General features: G+C 66.7%; 13 protein-coding genes and 2 pseudogenes. 5 read left to right on the plus strand and 10 right to left on the minus strand.

All coding sequences use genetic code 11. The features are described from left to right. Positions 1-836 precede the first annotated feature (836 nt). Positions 837-1,334, plus strand: coding sequence for an N-acetylmuramic acid 6-phosphate etherase family protein (locus HEB94_RS02125; protein ID WP_192748386.1), 498 nt, complete (start codon positions 837-839; stop codon positions 1,332-1,334). 519 nt (positions 1,335-1,853) lie between these two features. Here HEB94_RS02125 and HEB94_RS02130 read toward each other — a convergent pair. Next, complete coding sequence (locus tag HEB94_RS02130) at positions 1,854-3,347, minus strand: hypothetical protein (RefSeq protein ID WP_192748387.1); 1,494 nt, start codon at positions 3,345-3,347, stop codon at positions 1,854-1,856. A gap of 615 nt (positions 3,348-3,962) precedes the next feature. On the opposite strand from HEB94_RS02130, the gene HEB94_RS02135 reads away from it, so the two are divergent. Continuing rightward, a complete protein-coding gene (locus tag HEB94_RS02135) occupies positions 3,963-4,868 on the plus strand; it encodes a phosphotransferase (RefSeq protein ID WP_192748388.1) in 906 nt (301 codons plus the stop codon). 319 nt (positions 4,869-5,187) lie between these two features. Here HEB94_RS02135 and HEB94_RS54200 read toward each other — a convergent pair. Continuing rightward, positions 5,188-5,685 (minus strand): annotated as a pseudogene (locus HEB94_RS54200) (WYL domain-containing protein); the annotation flags it as partial. Here HEB94_RS54200 and HEB94_RS54205 point away from each other — a divergent pair. Continuing rightward, positions 5,624-6,160 (plus strand): annotated as a pseudogene (locus tag HEB94_RS54205) (IS630 family transposase); the annotation flags it as partial. The pseudogenes HEB94_RS54200 and HEB94_RS54205 sit on opposite strands and share 62 nt — an antisense overlap. A gap of 52 nt (positions 6,161-6,212) precedes the next feature. Then, positions 6,213-6,653: a transposase gene (locus tag HEB94_RS48885; RefSeq protein WP_202896064.1), complete on the plus strand. Its 441-nt coding sequence runs from the start codon at positions 6,213-6,215 to the stop codon at positions 6,651-6,653. Between the two features lie 256 nt (positions 6,654-6,909). Here HEB94_RS48885 and HEB94_RS02150 read toward each other — a convergent pair whose 3' ends face one another. The 4 genes from HEB94_RS02150 to HEB94_RS02165 form a co-directional block, all read right to left on the minus strand. Then, the gene (locus HEB94_RS02150; protein WP_192748389.1) at positions 6,910-7,242 is read right to left on the minus strand and encodes a hypothetical protein; all 333 of its coding nucleotides are present in this window, start codon (positions 7,240-7,242) and stop codon (positions 6,910-6,912) included. Further along, complete coding sequence (locus HEB94_RS02155) at positions 7,224-7,634, minus strand: ATP-binding protein (protein WP_192748390.1); 411 nt, start codon at positions 7,632-7,634, stop codon at positions 7,224-7,226. The genes HEB94_RS02150 and HEB94_RS02155 overlap by 19 nt, the downstream gene beginning before the upstream one ends. A 67-nt stretch (positions 7,635-7,701) precedes the next feature. After that, a complete protein-coding gene (locus tag HEB94_RS02160; protein ID WP_192748391.1) occupies positions 7,702-8,196 on the minus strand; it encodes a GNAT family N-acetyltransferase in 495 nt (164 codons plus the stop codon). Between the two features lie 214 nt (positions 8,197-8,410). Next, positions 8,411-9,343 (minus strand): P-loop NTPase family protein, encoded by a 933-nt coding sequence (locus tag HEB94_RS02165; RefSeq protein ID WP_192748392.1) that lies wholly within the window; start codon positions 9,341-9,343, stop codon positions 8,411-8,413. 94 nt (positions 9,344-9,437) lie between these two features. Here HEB94_RS02165 and HEB94_RS02170 point away from each other — a divergent pair, with 94 nt between their 5' ends. Next, positions 9,438-10,676, plus strand: coding sequence for an IS3 family transposase (locus HEB94_RS02170; RefSeq protein WP_337917441.1), 1,239 nt, complete (start codon positions 9,438-9,440; stop codon positions 10,674-10,676). 37 nt (positions 10,677-10,713) lie between these two features. Here HEB94_RS02170 and HEB94_RS02175 read toward each other — a convergent pair whose 3' ends face one another. From HEB94_RS02175 to HEB94_RS52145, 4 genes are all read right to left on the minus strand, one after another. Next, positions 10,714-12,459, minus strand: a complete 1,746-nt coding sequence (locus HEB94_RS02175) for a helix-turn-helix domain-containing protein (protein WP_192748393.1) — start codon at positions 12,457-12,459, stop codon at positions 10,714-10,716. Between the two features lie 589 nt (positions 12,460-13,048). Further along, on the minus strand, positions 13,049-15,895 hold the full coding sequence (locus HEB94_RS02180; protein WP_192748394.1) for a helix-turn-helix transcriptional regulator: 2,847 nt from the start codon (positions 15,893-15,895) through the stop codon (positions 13,049-13,051). 73 nt (positions 15,896-15,968) lie between these two features. Further along, positions 15,969-16,217 carry an integrase core domain-containing protein gene (locus HEB94_RS02185; RefSeq protein ID WP_192748395.1) on the minus strand — a complete coding sequence of 83 codons (249 nt, stop codon included), beginning with the start codon at positions 16,215-16,217 and terminating at the stop codon, positions 15,969-15,971. Between the two features lie 492 nt (positions 16,218-16,709). After that, on the minus strand, positions 16,710-17,948 hold the full coding sequence (locus tag HEB94_RS52145; RefSeq protein WP_192748396.1) for a phospholipase domain-containing protein: 1,239 nt from the start codon (positions 17,946-17,948) through the stop codon (positions 16,710-16,712). Positions 17,949-17,956 lie beyond the last annotated feature (8 nt).

Below are 17,956 nucleotides of genomic sequence, written 5' to 3' on the forward strand. Positions count from 1 at the left end.
CCGGGATGACCAGCGGCGACAGCAGGCAGACGGCCCCAAGCGGCAACGCAAGGACGAGCATGAGAAACCTGCGTGGTCGAAGCCGCGACTGACGAGGCAAGGTGCCAGCCAGCGCGCATGCCTGTCCCCCATGAGTCGACCCGCGCTCACCGCTGGACAACCAGACGGTGCCCGCCACCAGCAGCGTCGCGCAGATCGTTCCGTCTGCGAGCACCACGAGATTCTCCGGCATCTCTCCGGCGATGTGATCAAAGGTCTTGAGGATCATGGACTTCACCATCCAAAGATCTAACACCTGAAGTTCTGAACTGCCACCCGTCAGTCACCAGAGATCTCAGCTCCGGTGGGCAGCTGACCACGGCTGCCTTGCAAGAAAGTCCCGGACGAGGTTGCATGGCCGGGCCTCCTGGGTTGAAGCACGTATGACGAGTTCGGTGGCGAGTTCCATGTGGTGGGATACGAGTTCCTTCCCGCCGGCCAGACACAGCGCGAGGCGCAGGGCGACGGCGCCCTACCGCGCAGCGGCTGCGCACGCGGGCCGGACGTGCGCGGGAAGCCCGTCGTCCGCGCCCGCGGCAGTGAGGCAGGGCGGCTTCCGCGGGTGGAGCGGTTGAACGACACGTCCGAGGTCCTTACCCTCATGGCTCGCGGCGACCAGGCACCCGGAACGCGGGGAGGACTTGAGTACGAGTTCCTCGGTGTGCATTCAACCTACCAACATGATCATTGGGAGCCTCGCCCTCAACGCCGGTGAGCCGGTCGGGTGTCGGCCTGGATTTGCGCCTCGATCTGGGCCCGACACAGCCGCAGCATGCGCAGCTCGTACGTTCGCGGTGGTGCCGCGGGGGAGCCCCCTGCTCACCGTGACCGGTCCCGGCCCAGTGGGGGTGAGCTGCAACACCGCCACGCCGTTGTCGGCGCGGGTCGACCGTCCCATCGAGGTCTCCGTGGGCGCGGAAGTCGTTGCCGGGTCTACCCGGCTGCGAGCCGGCACCGCGCAGAAGCTCGTCCTCAACATGATCTCGACCATCACAATGGTCCGGCTTGGCAAGACCTACGGAAATCTGATGGTCGAGATGCAGACCAGCAACAACAAGCTCATCGCGCGGGCGGTCCGGATGGTTAGTAAGATCACCGGCGTCGCGCCCGACGTCGCCGAAGCGGCTTTGGAGCAGGCCGGCCGGGACGTCAAGACCGTCGTCCTCATCCTCCAACGCGGAATCGACGCCACCGAGGCCCGGAAACAGCTCGAGGCGGTCGGCGTCAGGCTCACGGAGACCCTGGATGCCGGGGCTGCGGCGCGTCGGAACGGGCGCGGTGGGAGACGGCAGTAGGGTCGCGTCACGGCCCGGTTCTCGTAGTGATTCCTGACCAGCTGGTGATCGCGGTGGGCGACCCTGCGGACGGCGCCGTACTTGGGAGTCGGTGACAGCCACTACAGAGTTCGACCGCGAGTGCTCGTCGGGTGGCCCGGACCCCGGAAGGGCGGCGGACCCCGGCCGAGCAGGGTGGCGGCGTGGGTCGGTGCCATCCCGTCCGTAATGGCGGCCCGGTCCGGGCTGAACGCCGCGCCGAACAGGGACCGGCACCGTGACGCAACCGAACTGCGGGAGCCGGTCTTGGCGGTAAAAGGGTGTCAAGCCGGCTGGCGTATCCCATGAACGTGGTCAGCCCCCGTTGTGTCCTGCTGTCGCGAGAGCGTCACTCACACAATGCCCGTCTGGCCTGGCTGAGCCCACTGCCGGGGCGCGGCCGGGTATCGGCCGCACTCCGACGGTGGTGGCTGGAAGGCTCACAGCCAGAACCACGTTACTACTTCCGCATGAGAAATGGCCTGCGAGCCGGGGTGAGACTCAGCAGGACATGGACGGAGCATGAAGCGGAAGGTCAAGGCGAAGGAGGCTTGCGGGCGCGGGTTTGCCTTTGTCCGACCAGCGGACCTGGTTGTCCCCGACAAGATAGAGCTTACGCTCCGGAGCTGACTTCAAGGAGATCGTCAGGTCCTCGTTGTACAGCACGGGCTCATAATAACCACCACCCAACCCCCAGTCGGCATAACCGTCATGTCCCTCTCCTAGGTCCCGATCAATCCCCTCCGTTTCCTTCCTCAGGTACAGGTCACCGTCCTTGAAAACCCACCGGACGCCATGGGCATTCTTTTCGTCCGTTTCGACAGAGACGTAACTGTTGTAGCCAGCTCCCAGCCACCCCAGGAACTGCCCGGTTGAGAAGCTGTAGCACTTCGCGTGCTCCCATGCGTGGGTCCCCTCGAGCAGGGCGTAGGTAGACCAGCCCCACCAGTCTTTCGTCCAGCTGTAGTCCTGCCGGTCGGCCACATTCTTGCGCCGGGCGACAACGCCGTCCTGCAGCCGGAACAGCGGCGAGAAGTTCTCCTTAGACGTCACGTCCCCGACTCGGGCAAGGTCCGGGATGAACTCCAACGCCCGGTAGAGGTCTGGGCCGCCCATATATGCCTTCCACACGTCGTCGGCGGATGCCTGGACAGCGCGCACGGCCATGTCACGGTTCGCTCCGCTGACCGAATCGAGTAGTCGCTTGTCTCCATACACGGTCCAGGAGTCACCGACCGCGTTGTGCACCTTCAGGCCGTGGTAGCAGTCTTCATCGTGCATGCAGCGCACAAGAAGGCTGCCTAAAGTTCCGCTGTAGCCGGGGAACGGCGTCGTGACCTGGTCGTACAATTCCTTGCGCGGTGCCCGCAGGTGGCCCGCCGAGAACAGGTCCGTCAGGAAGTGGTCGGCAAACGCATTCATCGCGTAGGCTTGCGCGAGTCGCGCCCTCCGTGCCGCGGGATCTACACCGGCCGAAGCCCGCGCGTCGCGGGCTTCGCGCATCGCGACCGCGTGCCCGGCCCGGTAAGCCACTATCGCGTAATTTGTGAAATGATCCCAGTTCTCTGCAGCGAGCGACAGGTAGCGCCCCGGCGGGAAGAAGTCCGAAATGGCGGAGCCTCCCCCGGTCAACCTGTTCCACCTTGCAGAAAGCGAGTCGCCAAGAGCGGCATACGCCAGCGAAGGCTCCCGGCCGGCTTCCAAGGCCCGCTCCACTGCCACGATCTCCTCTGCCATGATCTCGAGGATCTTAAGTGTCTCCTTCCATGAGGATGTAAGGGCCTTGAAGGCGGCGGTGAAGGCAGCCACTGGATTGCGAGACGTGCTGATGGGTGCGCCCACAACGCCATAGAAGTCCCCTCCCAAGGCGATGCATTGCCCGTAGGTCAGGGGTCCCGCCCCGGTGTACAACGGCAGTCCCTTGGCCGGTACAACGTCCGATTCGAACTCCAACTCGATCTGGTCACCGATCCATGCGTGCTCTGCACTCTCCATGAAAGCCCCTTCGAAATGCTCGAATGAACGGTTGAAAATCCGGTTGGCTTAGCACTGCCCTTTCAAGGCCCGCAGTCGTGGTGCCAACCTGGCGTGTGGACATCCAACAGAGTCAGTTGTCGCTGCCCCTCGACCGATGATCGCGGGCATCCGAAGGTGGCGCGACGGTAGCCCTACCGTACGGACCGTCCATGCTTTTGCGGTGATCCACCTGCCCTTACACCCCGGTCAGCTCATCAAGGGGACGGTAGGGAAGACCTGCCTTGTCCTGTGGCACCCAGGCGGACGTGCATTGACCAGTTCCACTCGACCACTTGGCTAGGCTCGTCCCGGATATCTTGACTGGCGATCTTGGTCTGAACGGATGATCAAGAGCGATGAGCGGGGACCGAGGGCGGCCCGACCGCGATGGCTGACAGCACGATCATCAACGTCGGCCCCGACGGGGACGACCACTCCAATGCCCCGCCGGGCCGCCGTCCTCCGTCCCGCCGCACGGCGTCTCTGTGAGCGGCGTCAGGCCCGCATGCGTGGTCCAATCGGGCTCCGTCACGTGGGACCACTCGATCCGAAACCGCGTTGACAGCGGACGGGTCCGACCGTTCGGATGGCCTCGTGAGCCCCCGCAAGAACCACGCCGACCAGGCCGACATCGACACACCGCTCGTCCGCGAGCTGGTGGCCGCGCAGTTCCCGCAGTGGGCCGCGTTGCCGCTGGAGCCGGTCGACTCCGGCGGACTGTGCAACGCGATCTACCGCCTCGGTTCCGACCTGTCCGTACGGCTGTCGCTCTGGCCCGCGGGCACCGACGTAGTCCAACGGGAGCAGGCGAAACTCGCGGCACTCGCGCCGTTCCTGCCTATGGCCATCCCTACTGTCGAGGCGATCGGCTCACCCACCGACGCGTTCCCGGGCACGTGGTCCGTCCACCGCTGGCTCGCCGGTACGCACCCCTCCCCCGGCGCGCTGGTTGATCCGCGTGGGCTGGCGACGGACCTCGCGGCGTTCGTCGACGCGTTCCGGCGGATCGACCTGCCAGACCGGCCGCCGGCGTATCCGGGCGAGCGCCGGACGCGCGCTCCGATGGTCTCGATGGACTCCTCGACACGGAAGGCGATCGACGAGCTGGACGGCCTGATCGACACTCGCGCAGCATCGGCGTCGTGGGAGGAGTCGCTCGCGGCGCCCTACGACGGGCGCGAGGTGTGGGTGCACTCGGACCTGACGCCGAGCAACCTGCTCGTGTCGGCGGAGGGCCGGCTGACCGCGGTGCTCGACTTCGAGACATGCGGTGTCGGCGATCCGGCGTGCGACCTGTTCCCCGTGTGGTACCTGCTGCCCGCGAACCTCCGCGACGAGTTCCGCGCGGCGCTGGACGTGGACGACGCGACGTGGCTCCGCGGCCGCGGGCGCGTGCTGTCCCAAGCGCTGATCGTGTTGCCGCACTACAAGGACGCCAACCCGGCGACGGCGAACTACGCGCGGCACGCCATCCGCGAGGTGCTCGCAGCTCCTCGATGAGGTCTCCGAGCTGGCGCGCGGCGTCGGTGGGGTCGGCATCGGATCGCATCCAGCGCTGTTGCGCGGTGGGGAATCTGCCGGGGTACAAGGAGGCGTAGGCGAGCACGTTGCGACAAGCGAGCTGGGTGTCGAGGTGTGTCGTACAGCAGCCGCTCGAGGTCGTCTGCTGGTGCGACGCAGCGGAAGCCATGTCGTCGTCACACATGGTCACGGCCGCGTCGTTGCTCAACGTTGGCGTGGCTTGGTCGAACGGGCTGGTCAATGCGCCGCCATCGGTGAAGCTCGCTGCAGCGGCGTGGCGGGCGGCTATCTCCAGCGCCCGACGTCGCAACTCGGCGCGTAGTTCGGGAGGGTCGAGCACCTCAAAGTCATAGGACAGCCCGGCGGCGTAGGACGCAAGTCCCGCCAGATCGTTGGAGGCCACCCGCAAGATGGCCCGACCGTCCGGCGCCGGCTCGACGATGCGACCGCGGAATGCCTGCACGGCCGTCTCGTACTCCAAGTCGAGCAGGATGCCTGCCTCGTACCGGTAGACGGCCAGCTTCGTTGCCTCCAACACCATCGCGGCGGCGTCGAGCGAATCTGTGATCTTCTGGCGGTGCCCGGTGAGTTCCGGCTCCGCGATCCGGTCGCTAGTGTTGCGTGATTCTGGTTGCGTTACTTTTCGTGTTGTGGCTCGTTGACTCGGTGTGGAGCTTTCGGTGGAGCAGGACGCTGAGTTGCGGGCGTTGGTGAACAGTCGGGATGTGTCGGCTGTGCTGGCGACTCGGGCGCGGATCGTGTTGTGGCATGGGGAAGGGCGGCGTCGTAAGGACATCGCGGAGTTGGCGGGGGTGTCGTTGCCGACGGTGGATCGGTGGGTCCGCCGCTACGCCGAGCATGGCCTGGCCGGGTTGGACGATCGTGATCGGGCTGCGCCGCGGGTGCAGGTTCCACCGCGGGTGCGGGCTCGGGTGGTGGCGTTGACCAGGACTTCTCCGCCGGCTGGGACGGGGCTGTCGCACTGGTCTTGTCGTGGTCTGGCTGGGTATCTGAAGCGGGTCGAGGGGATCTGTGTGTCGTGGAGCTATGTGGCTCGGGTGTGGCGGGAGGAAGGGCTTGCGCCGCACCGGCATGCCACGTTCAAGTTGTCCAAGGATCCCGCGTTCGCGGAGAAGGTCTCCGATGTGGTCGGGTTGTATTTGGACCCGCCCGGTGGGGCGGTGGTGCTCTCCATCGATGAGAAGACACAGATCCAGGCGTTGGACCGGACCCAGCCGCTACTGCCGTTGGACTTCGGCGTCACTGAGAAACGCACCCACGACTACGTGCGGCACGGTGTCACGAACCTGTTCGCAGCCCTGGATGTGGGCAACCGGCCAGGTCCTCGGGGAGGCCACGCCGACCCGGGACGGGGTGAACTTCCTGGCGTTCTTGAAGAAGGCCGTCAAACCCCATGCGGGCAAAGAGGTCCATGTCGTGTTGGACAACCTGTCCACTCACACCACGCCGGAGGTGGAGGCCTGGCTGGAGGAGAATCGCCACGTCAAGTTCCACTTCACCCCGGTCGGATCGAGTTGGATCAACCAGATCGAGACCTGGTTCGGGATCCTGACCCGCCAGGCGATCCGCCGCGGCACCTTCACCTCGGTGAACGTGCTGATCAGGCAGATCAAGGACTACATCGACACCTGGAACGTCGACGCGAAGCCGTTCACCTGGACCGCCACCAGCGAAGAGATCCTCGCCAAGGTCCGCCTCGTCCAGACCAACATCAAGAAACTCGTCGACAACAACGCGAAATAACACAACCAGAATCACGCAACACTAGCGCGGCCGGCGCCGCGTCAGCACTGCGGTCAACGAGGACAGATCTGCGGACCGATAGGCTTTGGTCAGTGGCCTGCATCGGGTCGCGGAGGCCGGGCGCCGTAAGCTTCCCCGGCTCGGGCGGGTTCCTCGCTTGCCCGCAGTGGCCCGAGGCGGCCCCCGGTCGTTCGGGCGGCCCGACAAGCTCGAGCTCACTCTGGGCAGGGATGAAGGACTCCCCAGTCCGGGCGCCCTAACCCGTTCCGCGCAAGGAGGGGAACGCTGCGTTCGGGCCTAGCCCCAGGGCATCTAACGCCTGTTCCAGGACCTCAGCAGCCGATGCCATCGCGTCCAACTCTACGATCGGCCAGCCCGCCGACCGCATGGCCGCGAGCTCCTGTTCCCGCAGCCCGCCCAGCTGATCTCGCGACCACGCCACGATCCGCTCAGCGATGCGCCCAGACGTGTGACCGGCGTCGCTCGCAATGCGTGCATAGCGCTTCGCCCAGACGTCACCGCGCTGGGCAAGCGCGCGTTCGGTCGTCGTCCGCACATCACCGGCCAGGTCTAGGAGGACGGGATCCATGTCCTCCGCGAGCTCTCGTACATCCAGGCAAGCCGCGTCAGCCGAGCGTGGTCCCGCATCGCCCATGGAAGGTCGGCCGCCATGCCTGCACAGTGCCAGTCGAACACACCCCAGGCGTTCGCGGCCCGGAAGCCGTCGAAGACCCGCGTGTACGTGGGCAGGAAGAGCTCGGGTGTCGGAAACTCCCTGCTGCGGGGCGCCTCCGCGACGTCGACGAAGTCGGCTCGGGCGAAGATCTGGTGCTCGCCGAACAGGTCGACGGTCGCACCTGCTTCCTCCAGCCTGTGTGTGAGCCCTTCGGCAAGCGTCGACTTGCCGATGCCCGCACAGGAACCGGAAAGCATGACCAGGCGGGGCTTCGTCTGGTCGCGGGTGTTGAACGCCGAGTTCATCCGGACACTGTGACAAGACCAGACTCGATTCGTCACCAGGTTTGCCGCGCGGTGGACGGAAGCCTCCCTAGTGCGGAATCTCTGCTCCGCGGTAGTCCGTGAGATCGATTACCAAGGGATAGACCATGGCTGCGGGCCAGTCGGGCTGGATGCCGAAGTCGCGGGCTGGGAGGAACCCGAAGCGCGGGTAGTAGTCCGGCTCTCCGAGGAGGACGATGAGCGCTTCCTTCCCCCGGTGCGTGGCGACTTGTTGAGCTGTGGACACGAGTTGACTGCCGATGCCGCGTCGCTGCCATGACGGAAGAACGCTGAGCGGACCGAGGGCCAGCACCGGTGGGGCAGTGACACCGAGCAGGGCCTTGCGGCCGAGCATGCAGTGCCCGACCACGGTGCCGTCCACCTCGGCCACGAGGGACAGCTCTGGAACGTACTCGTCCGACGTCCGGATCGCGGCGACCATATCGACCTCGATCTGGCGCTCACCGAAGGCAAGGCGGGTGACGTCGGCGATGCGAGCGATGTCTGCAGCTGTCTCCGGTCGAACTGCGCAACTAATCGTCATGGCGATCACGGTAGGGAGTTGGGCTTGCACAGACCAGGGATTAACTCATCCGCCGCAGCGCGACCAGCGCCGCGTCGCTTACGGCAGCCAACGAGCACGTTCTAAGGGCCGACAGGCTTTGGCCGATGTCGTGCATCGGGTCGCGGAGACCGGGGGCCGTAGTCTTCCGCGGCTCGGGCGGCTCCTGGCCTGCCCGCTGTGGCCAGGGGCCAGACTACGACCGCACCTCTGGCTTGTCGGTGGGCGTCGCATGATGCGGGGCTGTGATGAGGCCATCTGCCGTTCGCATTGCCTGGTATTCGGCGGGGGTGTGTTCGACTTCGGCGGTGCAGCCAGGCCGCGCGCATTCACAGACGAACGGTAGGGGTAGTGGGTCCGGCGGCGTACGTGGTGCGATGTCGGCAAGCCAGGCTTTGACGTTGGTGACCATCGCGTCGTTCTCAGTGCGGCGCAGTGTCTGGCGCTGCCGGCCGTTGTGTGCCCGGGGGGCGTTGGTGAGTGCGGGCGTGAGTAGCTCGGTGACGTGCTCGATCATTGTCGGCAGGTCACGCCTGCCGTCGACGTCGACGACTCGTAGGCCAAGTGTGGTCGCCTCTGAGCGCGTTCGGCCGTCGAGAATGCTGTTGCGGGTCAGAAGCTTCTCCTGGGCACGTTCGGCGTCCGACGTGGATTGGGAGGCATTGAAGCGTGCCGCCAGGGCTGTGCGTCGGAACTCCGGGGTTGGCAGCAGCCACAGCCCCCAGCCCGGATCAGACAGGTACGGTGCGACGAGCTGAGGGAACAGTTGCGGGCCTTCGACGATGACGGCGATGTCGGCTGCCATGGTGCGCAGGTCTTCGAGGATCAGCGGAAACTCCCTCTCGGCGCCCTCGATGAACCTGATCGCCAGGTCTTCGGGTGTGGGTTCGAGCCACCGTTGGTCGTGGGTCTCGGCTGCCGCGTCCGCGCTCAGCTCGCCGATGGCGATGAGTCGGTCTCTGTGTGCGTAGCCATGGGCGTCGACGCGGTACCACGCGAGGTCGAAGCGGTAGGCGATGGCGCGGGAGATGGTCGTCTTTCCCGCGCCGCTGCCTCCGCCCAGCCAGATCACGGGCGGTAGATCGGTGCGCCTGGACGCGGCGTTCGATGCAGCCGGCTGGAAAACCATAACGAAACCCTGACTCCTTCTTCGAGAAAGTCCAAGTCTTGTTCTTTTCATGCCACTTCTGGTGTATTGGAGAGGGTGAAGCGCCCCGGGTCTGGTGGAGGCGCGTAAGGACCCGGCGAGTCGGGCGGGTGCGATCGCTCGGATCGCGGAGCAGTTGGGGATGCACCGGGAGACGTTGCGTGGATGGGTGCGCCAGGCCGAGATCGACGGCGGGGTCCGGCCGGGCACCAGCAGCGAGGACGCGAGCCGGATCACGGAGTTGGAGCGGGAGAACGTGAGCTGCGGCGGGCGAATGAGATCCTGCGAACGGCGTCGGCGTTTTCGCGGCCGCGGAGCTCGACCGCAAGATCAAGTAAGCGTGCCGACCGCGGTGCTGGTCGACTACATCGACGCCCACCGCGACACGTTCGGGGTCGAGCCGATCTGTGAAGTCCTGTCCTGTGCTGGGACCAAGATCGCCCCGAGCACCTACTACGCCGCCAAGACCAGGCCGGCCTCGGCCAGAGCGATCCGAGACGCCGCACTGGTGCCGGTGATCCGCCAGGTCCACGCCGAGAACCTCGGTGTCTACGGTGCCCGCAAGGTCCACGCCGAGGTCAACCGGCAGGTCAGGATGGTCGCTCGGTGCACCGTCGAACGCTTGATGAAAGCCGAGGGGCTGGCTGGGATCAGGCGGGACAAGACCCGCGCCACCACGCTGACCCACGGCGCTGAGACCACCCGCCCGGCCGACCTGGTGCGGCGTGACTTCACCGCTACAGCGCCGAACCGGTTGTGGGTGGCGGACCTGACCTATGTCCGCACCTACTCGGGCTGGGTCTACGCCGCGTTCGTACTCGACGTGTTCTCCCGCATGGACCTGGGCTGGCAGGTGTCCACCTCGCTGCGCACCGACCTGGCCCTGGACGCTCTCGACATGGGCCGGTGGGCCCGCCACCGCGCCGGGCACGACGTCGCCGGGCTCACCCATCACTTCGACCGCGGAGTTCAGTATCGAGCCGTTCGATACACCCAGCGGCTGGCAGAGGCCGAAGCTGTGGCCTCGGTCGGGTCCAAGGGCGACTCCTACGACAACGCCATGGCCGAGGCGTTCAACTCGCTGTTCAAGGCCGAGTGCATCCGCAACCCGGCCATGCGACCCAAGCAGGGCTGGAAGTCCGTCGGTGACGTCGAGATTGCCGTCGCCGAGTACATCGACTGGTTCAACCACCGACGCCTACACGGCGAGATCGGGCTGATCCCGCCGGCCGAGTTCGAGGCCAACCACTGGGCCAGCCACAACATCGACCACTACCCTGAAACACCCGTCCCCGTAGAGGCCGGATCCAACTAACGCTGATTCTCGCGCAGCGGATTCAACCCCAGCTTGATCACTCGTATTCGTAGCGGAGGTGTCGTCCGCCCCACCAGGGGACTTCGGTGGTGGGGAGGTCGGCGTGGCGGAGGACGGGTGAGTAGGCGCGTCGGTCGAGGCGGACGATGGTTTCGTTATCGCGGTTTTCGATTGTGCCGCCGGTGGAGAGGAATCGGCGTTGCAGGGTGTCGGGTGTGGCGGTGGCGTAGCCGGGGAGGCGTCGGCGGAGCGCGGCGCAGATGGTGTGGGCGAGTACGGAGAGCACGACGTCGAGGTCGATGTTGAGGGGGACCGCGCCGGCGAGGGCGTCCAGGCCGAAGGAGCGGATGGCTTCGGCGAGGCGTTGTTCGATGTTCATCCGCCTGGCGTAGGCCTCGATCACGTGTTTGGTCGGGGTGGTGCGATTGTTGGTGATCAGGATGGTGGGTTCGTCGTGCCCGAGTCCGGTGATGGCGAGTTGGCGTAGCGTGCTGGGGTAGGCCGAGAGTGTGGCGGCGGGGTCTTCGATCACGCGGACACGGCGGGTTTTCCCGCCCGCTCGGGCGATGGTGAGTGGTGTCCAGTCCTTGGCGGGCAAGGCATGTAGGTGTTCGGTGAGTTTCGGGGTGCGGGCGCGCAGGGTGATGAAGGCGATGCCGCGGGCGTCGAGGTCGGCGAGCTGGGCCTGGGTGGTGACCTTGGAATCGAAGATCAACAGTTTCGGGTCCGCTCCGGAGGTTGTGCGCCAGTGGTCGGCGAAGGCGAGGATTTCGTTGTTCTGGTTGGCTTTGGCGAGGTCGGCGTTGGCGTAGAGCAGGGTGTGGGTGGCCGCGTCTTCGGCGAAGAAGGTCAACACTGAGCGGGTGCGTTGCGAACGTCTGGGCACGTAGTGTTTTTCCAACGCGGGGTCGGCGCCCCAGTGCATGACGGCGTGGAAGTCGAGGTTGATCGCCTCGCCGTGCGCGAGCCCTGCGGCGAGGCTGGCTTTGTCCAGTGCGGCAAGGAATCGTTGTTGCCGGGTGTGGTCGAGCCGGTAGGAGTAGGTGGTCAGCGCGGTGGCCTTGGGCAGGCTGGTCAGCCCGGCGAACAACGCCGCACCGGGGTCGGTGGCGATGTCGTCGATGTGGGAGACGCGGCGGGTGGTGGTGAGTTTGATCGCCAGCAGCGACAGGATCGAGCTGATCGCCGGGATCACAGACGTGCCGGGATAGCCCGCGGCCCGCACCAGGCCGGGCAGGTCCAGTGCCACCAGATCGGGGATGGTCAGCAGTAGCCCGGCCATCCGGGTGTCGGCGTGGGCGGGCAGGACGGCGAAGTCGATCACCTTGGTGCGGGGCTGGGATTCGCGTCGGGGTAGGCCGCGCTCGGCGTGCGGACGGGGCCACAAGCGTGGGAACCCTTCCTCGGCCAGGACTTCGGCGACCCCGGTGCGGTTGAGCGGAGTGTCCTCCTCGGCGAGCGCGGCAGCGATCTCCTGGGCCGAGTGGCCCAACCGGCGCAGCTCGATGATCCTGGTGCGGGCCGCTTCCTTGGCCGGGGCCGTCTTCGGGCCCGGACGCGAGCTCTGGAAGAACTCGCAGCGTCCGGCCCGGAAGTCCCGCACCAGCGACTGCAGCGTCGTCAGGGTGTAGCCGAAGCGGGTCGCCGCCTCCGCCGCTGAGACTCCCTCGAACAGGTACGCGCGCAGTGCCTCGTAACGACGCTGGTTCGCCGCTGCTGGGGCGGCGAAGTACTCACTGCCCCGACGGGCCGCTTCTGGGGTGGATATCGCTGCTTGTTCCACGATTCAACTACAGCAAGCGACACGATCGCGGTCAACGTGACACGCCGATCACTGGCGGCGACAGAGCGCAACGGCAGCCATCGCTGCGTCTCTCCCGCCGTCGTACTCCAAGTGAGATCGTGCTCGCTCATCACATCCGGGTCGGACGACAATCCGAAATCCGCCACAACAGGCAGTCAGATCGACCCTGACCGATCACCCGCTTCGGGCGCAACGACCATCACAATCACATGCCCATAGGCGAAAGCAGCCCGGAGCCGCCCAACATCCTGGAGCCACCGACGCGCCACCGCTAGACACGAGAATCGGCGCTAACCGAGCCTCCACAAAACCCGGGGCGCTTCAGGGTCGTGCGGCACCAAGGCTGAGCAGGGCAATCACGGCGTGGAGGCGAACCGCGGCGCCGTCAAGGATCAGGACGGGGGCGCCAGGCAACGGCAAGATCGACCTCGACGTCATGGAGGCCACCACGTTCTCGCCGTCAAGGGGCAACGCCGGCGGCGGTGGCTGGACCATCCTCGGCCAGTCAGTGGCGCACTCACCTTGTCGAAGCACCGGCTATCCCGGTACGACGTCTACCGTGAGGGCCTCACGGCGTATGAGTGGCGCGACTAGCTAGATCATCGGGGAGGCTGCGTCGGGATGTGACGCCGAGCTTGCGGTAGGCATTCGAGAGGTGCATCGCGACGGTCTTGGGCGTGATGAACAGAGCTTCACCAACCTCGCGGTTCGTACGTCCCTCGGCGGCGAGGGCCGCCACCCGCCGCTCGCTCGTCGTCAGGGCATCGACGCCGGCGAGCGCGGTGCGGCGCGGTCGTCCGCCCGACGCGTACAACTCGCTGCGCGCCTGACTGGCGAGCGTCTCGGCTCCGCACCTGGTCGCAATGTCGAGCGCCTCACGCAGCGGTGCACGCGCTTGGGCGGGACGTCCGCTACGGCGTAGCGCTGCACCGAACGCGGCCAGCGCCTTGGCATGCTCAAGGCAGGCGGGAGAGCCGGCGACGACTGTGACGGCCTCCTCCAGGTGCTCCAGCCCGTCCCCGCGCTCGATCGTTCCTAATGCGCGGAGGCTCCTGGAAACCGTGCTCGGCGCTCCCCAGGCGCGCGCGAGTTCCAGCTCCGCCAGCACAAGCTCGGCCGCACGGTCGCGCTGGCCGAGCCGGTCGAGCGCGAGCGCCTTGAGCGAGCGCCACGGTACGTCCATCGGGTTGCGAACCACGTGATCGAAGCGGCGGGCGTAGTCGTCGGCGGTAGCGATCACTTGCTCAAACGAACCCTCGGCAAGGTGGAGCTCGAGCCGACTGCCCAGCCACTGGCGAGTGCCCTCGTCACTTCGACCGGAGTCCGAGCTATGGGCGAGCGCCCGATGGGCACCGGGAAGATCACCGCGTTCGCGGAGGACCGCCGCCAGGTGCGCATCGCAATAGACCTGCGCTAGCGGCTCGCGGTACCCCCACTCGTGAACAGCTGCGTAGCAGGTCTGCAGGGACTGCTCTGCATCAGCAAGTTCCCCCCGCCTGCGCAGGGCAACGCCGCGCCACATGCTGATCGCTGCCATCGAGAGAAGTGACCCGCGCCGGTGGACGTCTGAGCTGACGTACTCCCACCAGCGCTCGGCCTCCTCCTGATCCGCGAATGTCAGGTTGCTGATCGCGAAGGTCGCTGCCCAGCCACTATCCGCCTCGATCAGCTCGCCGCCCAACAGCGCCGCACTCGACAGCTTGCTGACCGCTTCACTCGGGCCGCAGGCATGCATCCACGCTTGCGCAGCGATCGCCGCGAGCATCTTGGCACCGATGCCCGCTTCCACAGGCGGTGTTCGGTAACGCTCCAGACGGTGCAACGCGGCGCGCTCACCACCAATGAAAAGGCCGCAGAAGTGCTCCAGTGCCTCCAGCTGCCGCTGCGTCTCGCCGAGCTGGGCGGGCAACGCTGCCGCGGCCTCGCGCACGATCCGCACCGCTTCGTCGCCATCGCCGGTGAAGAGGAGTACGCGACCCAGTAGTTGTGCTGTGATCGCGCGCTGCTCGGGATCGGTGAGCAGCGCGTACGCCGCGCGTAGATGCGCGATGGCGGCAGGGCCGCTCTTCGGCGTCTGAGCCCGGCCCAGCGCCAGGGTTAGGTCTGCGCGACGCTGCGGTGTCGGCGGTTCGGCAAGTGCGCGTTCGAGATAGGCCACCGCGCTGTCCGGCGATCCCTTACGCGTCGCCTCGGCTGCGGCTCGCTCGAGTTGGTCAACCACCCACTTCGCACCACGCGCGGGCGCGTGCAGTAGATGGGCGGCCACCTGCTCGACAGGCCTGTTCCCGGCCGCCAGCAGTTCTGCGGCACGGACATGGAGCGGCTCGCGCTGGCCGGGCAGCAGGTCACTGTAGATCGCATCGGCGACCAGCGGATGCACAAAACCGAGTGGTAGCTCGTACCTAAGGATTTCTGCCCGGGCCAGTGCCGTCATGGCGTGCCCTGCCTGGTCAAGGTCCAAGCCCGCGAGCGCTGCCGTCACGGCCAGGTCCGCACCGTCGCCGAGAACCGCGAGCGCTTGCGCGACGGCAGTCGCGTCCGTGCCCAACTGCCGCAACCGCAAGAACACCGTCCGCGCCACCGATCTGGGTCCGACGTCCCTCAGCAACGCGAGGTGAGCGGAGTCGGGGCTTGCCCCTTCGAGTGAGAACGCCTTCGTGAGCTCTTCCAATAGCAGCGGGTTGCCACCGGTCGCACGATGGCATTCTGCCGCGAACTTCGCCTCGGGTCGCGTTCCCAGGCGTTGCTCGATCAGGGCGCAAGTGGCAGCTTCACTGAGCGCCCGTGGACGCACCACTGCGGTATCTGGATGGCCGAGAATGGCGTCCATGAGCACCGTCTCGACACTGGGCTCTGAGGAGCGGACACTGCCCACGGCTAGGACGGGCAAACCGCCCAGCCGCGCGCGTAGGTAGGCCAGGAATCGCAGCGAGGGCAGATCGCAGGCGTGCATATCGTCGATGGCGAGCACCAGCGGCTGTTGCTCGCTCAGGCGCACGGTGAGCCAGTACAGCCCATGCAGTGAGGCGAACGAGGGATCTTGACCCGACTCCTCGCGGTGTGGTCCCAGGATCGCGCGCGCGGGGGCGGCCGCGCCGCCTAGCAAGCCATGGTCGCGGTGCACCGCCGGCTCGAATAGCTGGGTGACGACCCCGAACGCGTGCCCGCGTTCCAGTTCGCTCGCAGACGCGGACAGGACCAACGCCCCCTGCTCGGACGCACGTGACCTCATTGCAGCGAGCAGCCGTGTCTTGCCGATCCCTGCCGGTCCCTCCAGCACGCACAGCCCCCCTCTGCCGGCAGTCACGTCATGAATCATTGCGCCCAGAGTCGTGAGTTCATGGTCTCGCTCCAACAGCATCGCCGCGCGTACCCCCAGTTTGTCCGGAATTCCTGCTGTCGAGACACGTTCCATCGTTTGCAGTATGGGCCAAGGCGGCGAACCCGGGAATGATGAGGTTCCCCCCAACGGGGTGGACACTCAACTTCTACGCGGCAAGGGATGTGTCTGGACCGTATCTGAGGCGTGCTTCGAGCGGTGTGACGTAGCCCAGTTCGGGGTCCTTGCGGAGCCTTCGGTGGTTGTAGTTCACCTCGATGAAGGTGAACACGTCGGCACGAGTAGCCTCCTTGCTGAGCCAGACCTCGGTGCCGATCTCTGCTTTCAGGATTGCGAAGTAGCTCTCGGCGGCAGCGTTGTCGTAGCACGATCCGACTCGACCCATGCTCTGGCGCATGGTCAGCTTGTCTATCTCGCTGCGGAACTCGCGTGAGGTGTGCTCCGCTCCGCCTTCGCGGTCCGAGTCCCGCGGGCTGGCGCTATGCGTCTCCCCTCGTCAAGGCGCCGAAGCCCAGTCGACAGGATGCCTTCGGCCAGACGAGCGTTCGGACATGTCCATGGCAGTCCCCACGTCAAGCCCACCCTCAGAGCATCTCACACCAACTTGTCCGCACCGGAGTCGGAATCAGCCAAGCGCAGGTCTCGCGGATGGAGAACGAACTTCCGGTGTGAGGGACCTCGACACGCTCAGACACTGGGCTCAGGCGCTACGAATGTCTTGCCGACGCCGCGTGGTTCGATCTCTTTCCCGCTTGTAAGTGCCGCGGTCTATGGCTGAGCGAACGACGACACGATCGCCGCGGCGTTCGAGGTCTTCCGCTCCGCGCAGACCGGTGGCGTGGAGGCACGGTTGGTTGTGTTCGGCGAGAAGGCGGGGTGTGGGTCGGGCTCAGCGGCTGAGCGAGGGCTTGGTGCCGGCGTGCAGGTGACCGGCATACTCCTGCACCCATTCCTGGTCCGCGCTGGTGGTGACGCTGAGGTCGTACCAGCCATGCGTTCGGGCTCCCGGCTGCTCGCGGAAGGTCTGGATCTGGCGTGGCCCGAGCAGCCGCTCGGACTTTACGCCGCCGTAGCGCGTCCCGAGTCGGCGCTCCAGCCAGAAGAAGACGGGCACCGTCGTCACGTGGGAGAGCGTGAGGACCAGGTCGGGGAACCACGCGTCGCCGGCGCCGAAATGGTCGCTGGCGCAGCGGACCGGGCTGGGGAAGGAGCCGGCGTAGCGCCGCCGGAAGTGGTTCGGGCCGAGCACGGTCACCTCGTAGCGACCGTCGCGGACGGTCACCGGCACCTCCACCCAGTGAGGGTCGTCGGTCGGCGATCCCGGCACAGTGTGGTGACTGGCCCCAGCGCCGTCGTCGACGAGCAGGTGTGCCGCCCGGGTTGCGGTCGGACCGAGGTTGCCCAGCAACAGCCTGGCCCCGTCCTCGTCCATTCTCAGGTCGACGACGGGGAAGTACGGCACTGGGCGGGCTGGCCGCGCTCCGCCGGTGTCGTAGGTGAGTTCGAGTGGGACCTCGTCGAAGGTGAGGGTGGCGACCAGATCGCCGACGAGTCGCTGCCGCCACGCGGGCAAGTCCGCGGGCACCTCCCGGCCGCGGGCCCTGGTCCAACGCTCGCAGAGCTGGATCAGCGAGGTGTGGTCGAGCACCTCCTCGCTCACCCAGCCGCCCGGCGACCCGGGGGGAAGCAGGAGCAATGTGCCCGGTGCCCCGAGGCTGCCCTCGGTGTCGACCACGGCGAGGGCGTCTCCGCCGCCCATGGCAACCGCAACGAGAGTCGCCGCTGGGCCCTCCGGCTTTAGGGCTTCGAGTACGACGCCCAGCTCGGCGTCGTCCACGTCCATCACTGTCACCTCGGCGAGGTTGCCGGTGCGTAAATCGTCGGCGAACACCTTGGCGCCGCCCTGCGACGAGACGCGGTAGCCGGCGGCGGACAGCCCGGCGGCGTACTGCGCCCACAGCGCCTGGCGGTCCTCGCCCTCGGGGGTGGTGTGGTAGGCGCGGCACTCCGTCGCGCGCTGGGTGAGATCGGGATGTTCGCCGGCCGGGCAGTCCTCGGCGAAGACGAAAACCAGGTGGTCGATGCCGCTCAGCTCGCCGGTCAGCCCAGCGGTCAGGTCACCAGTCACAGGCACAT

This window comes from Actinopolymorpha pittospori, assembly GCF_014873875.1.
In the GTDB taxonomy this organism is placed as follows: Bacteria; Actinomycetota; Actinomycetes; order Propionibacteriales; family Actinopolymorphaceae; genus Actinopolymorpha; species Actinopolymorpha pittospori.

Coding starts and splice junctions, on each gene's coding strand:
- HEB94_RS02130 (WP_192748387.1), bottom strand. CDS start 3,347: ATGGAGAGTGCAGAGCACGCATGGATCGGTGACCAGATCGAGTTGGAG.
- HEB94_RS48885 (WP_202896064.1), top strand. CDS start 6,213: ATGTGGGCAACCGGCCAGGTCCTCGGGGAGGCCACGCCGACCCGGGAC.
- HEB94_RS02150 (WP_192748389.1), bottom strand. CDS start 7,242: ATGGATCCCGTCCTCCTAGACCTGGCCGGTGATGTGCGGACGACGACC.
- HEB94_RS02155 (WP_192748390.1), bottom strand. CDS start 7,634: ATGAACTCGGCGTTCAACACCCGCGACCAGACGAAGCCCCGCCTGGTC.
- HEB94_RS02160 (WP_192748391.1), bottom strand. CDS start 8,196: ATGACGATTAGTTGCGCAGTTCGACCGGAGACAGCTGCAGACATCGCT.
- HEB94_RS02165 (WP_192748392.1), bottom strand. CDS start 9,343: ATGGTTTTCCAGCCGGCTGCATCGAACGCCGCGTCCAGGCGCACCGAT.
- HEB94_RS02180 (WP_192748394.1), bottom strand. CDS start 15,895: ATGGAACGTGTCTCGACAGCAGGAATTCCGGACAAACTGGGGGTACGC.
- HEB94_RS02185 (WP_192748395.1), bottom strand. CDS start 16,217: ATGCGCCAGAGCATGGGTCGAGTCGGATCGTGCTACGACAACGCTGCC.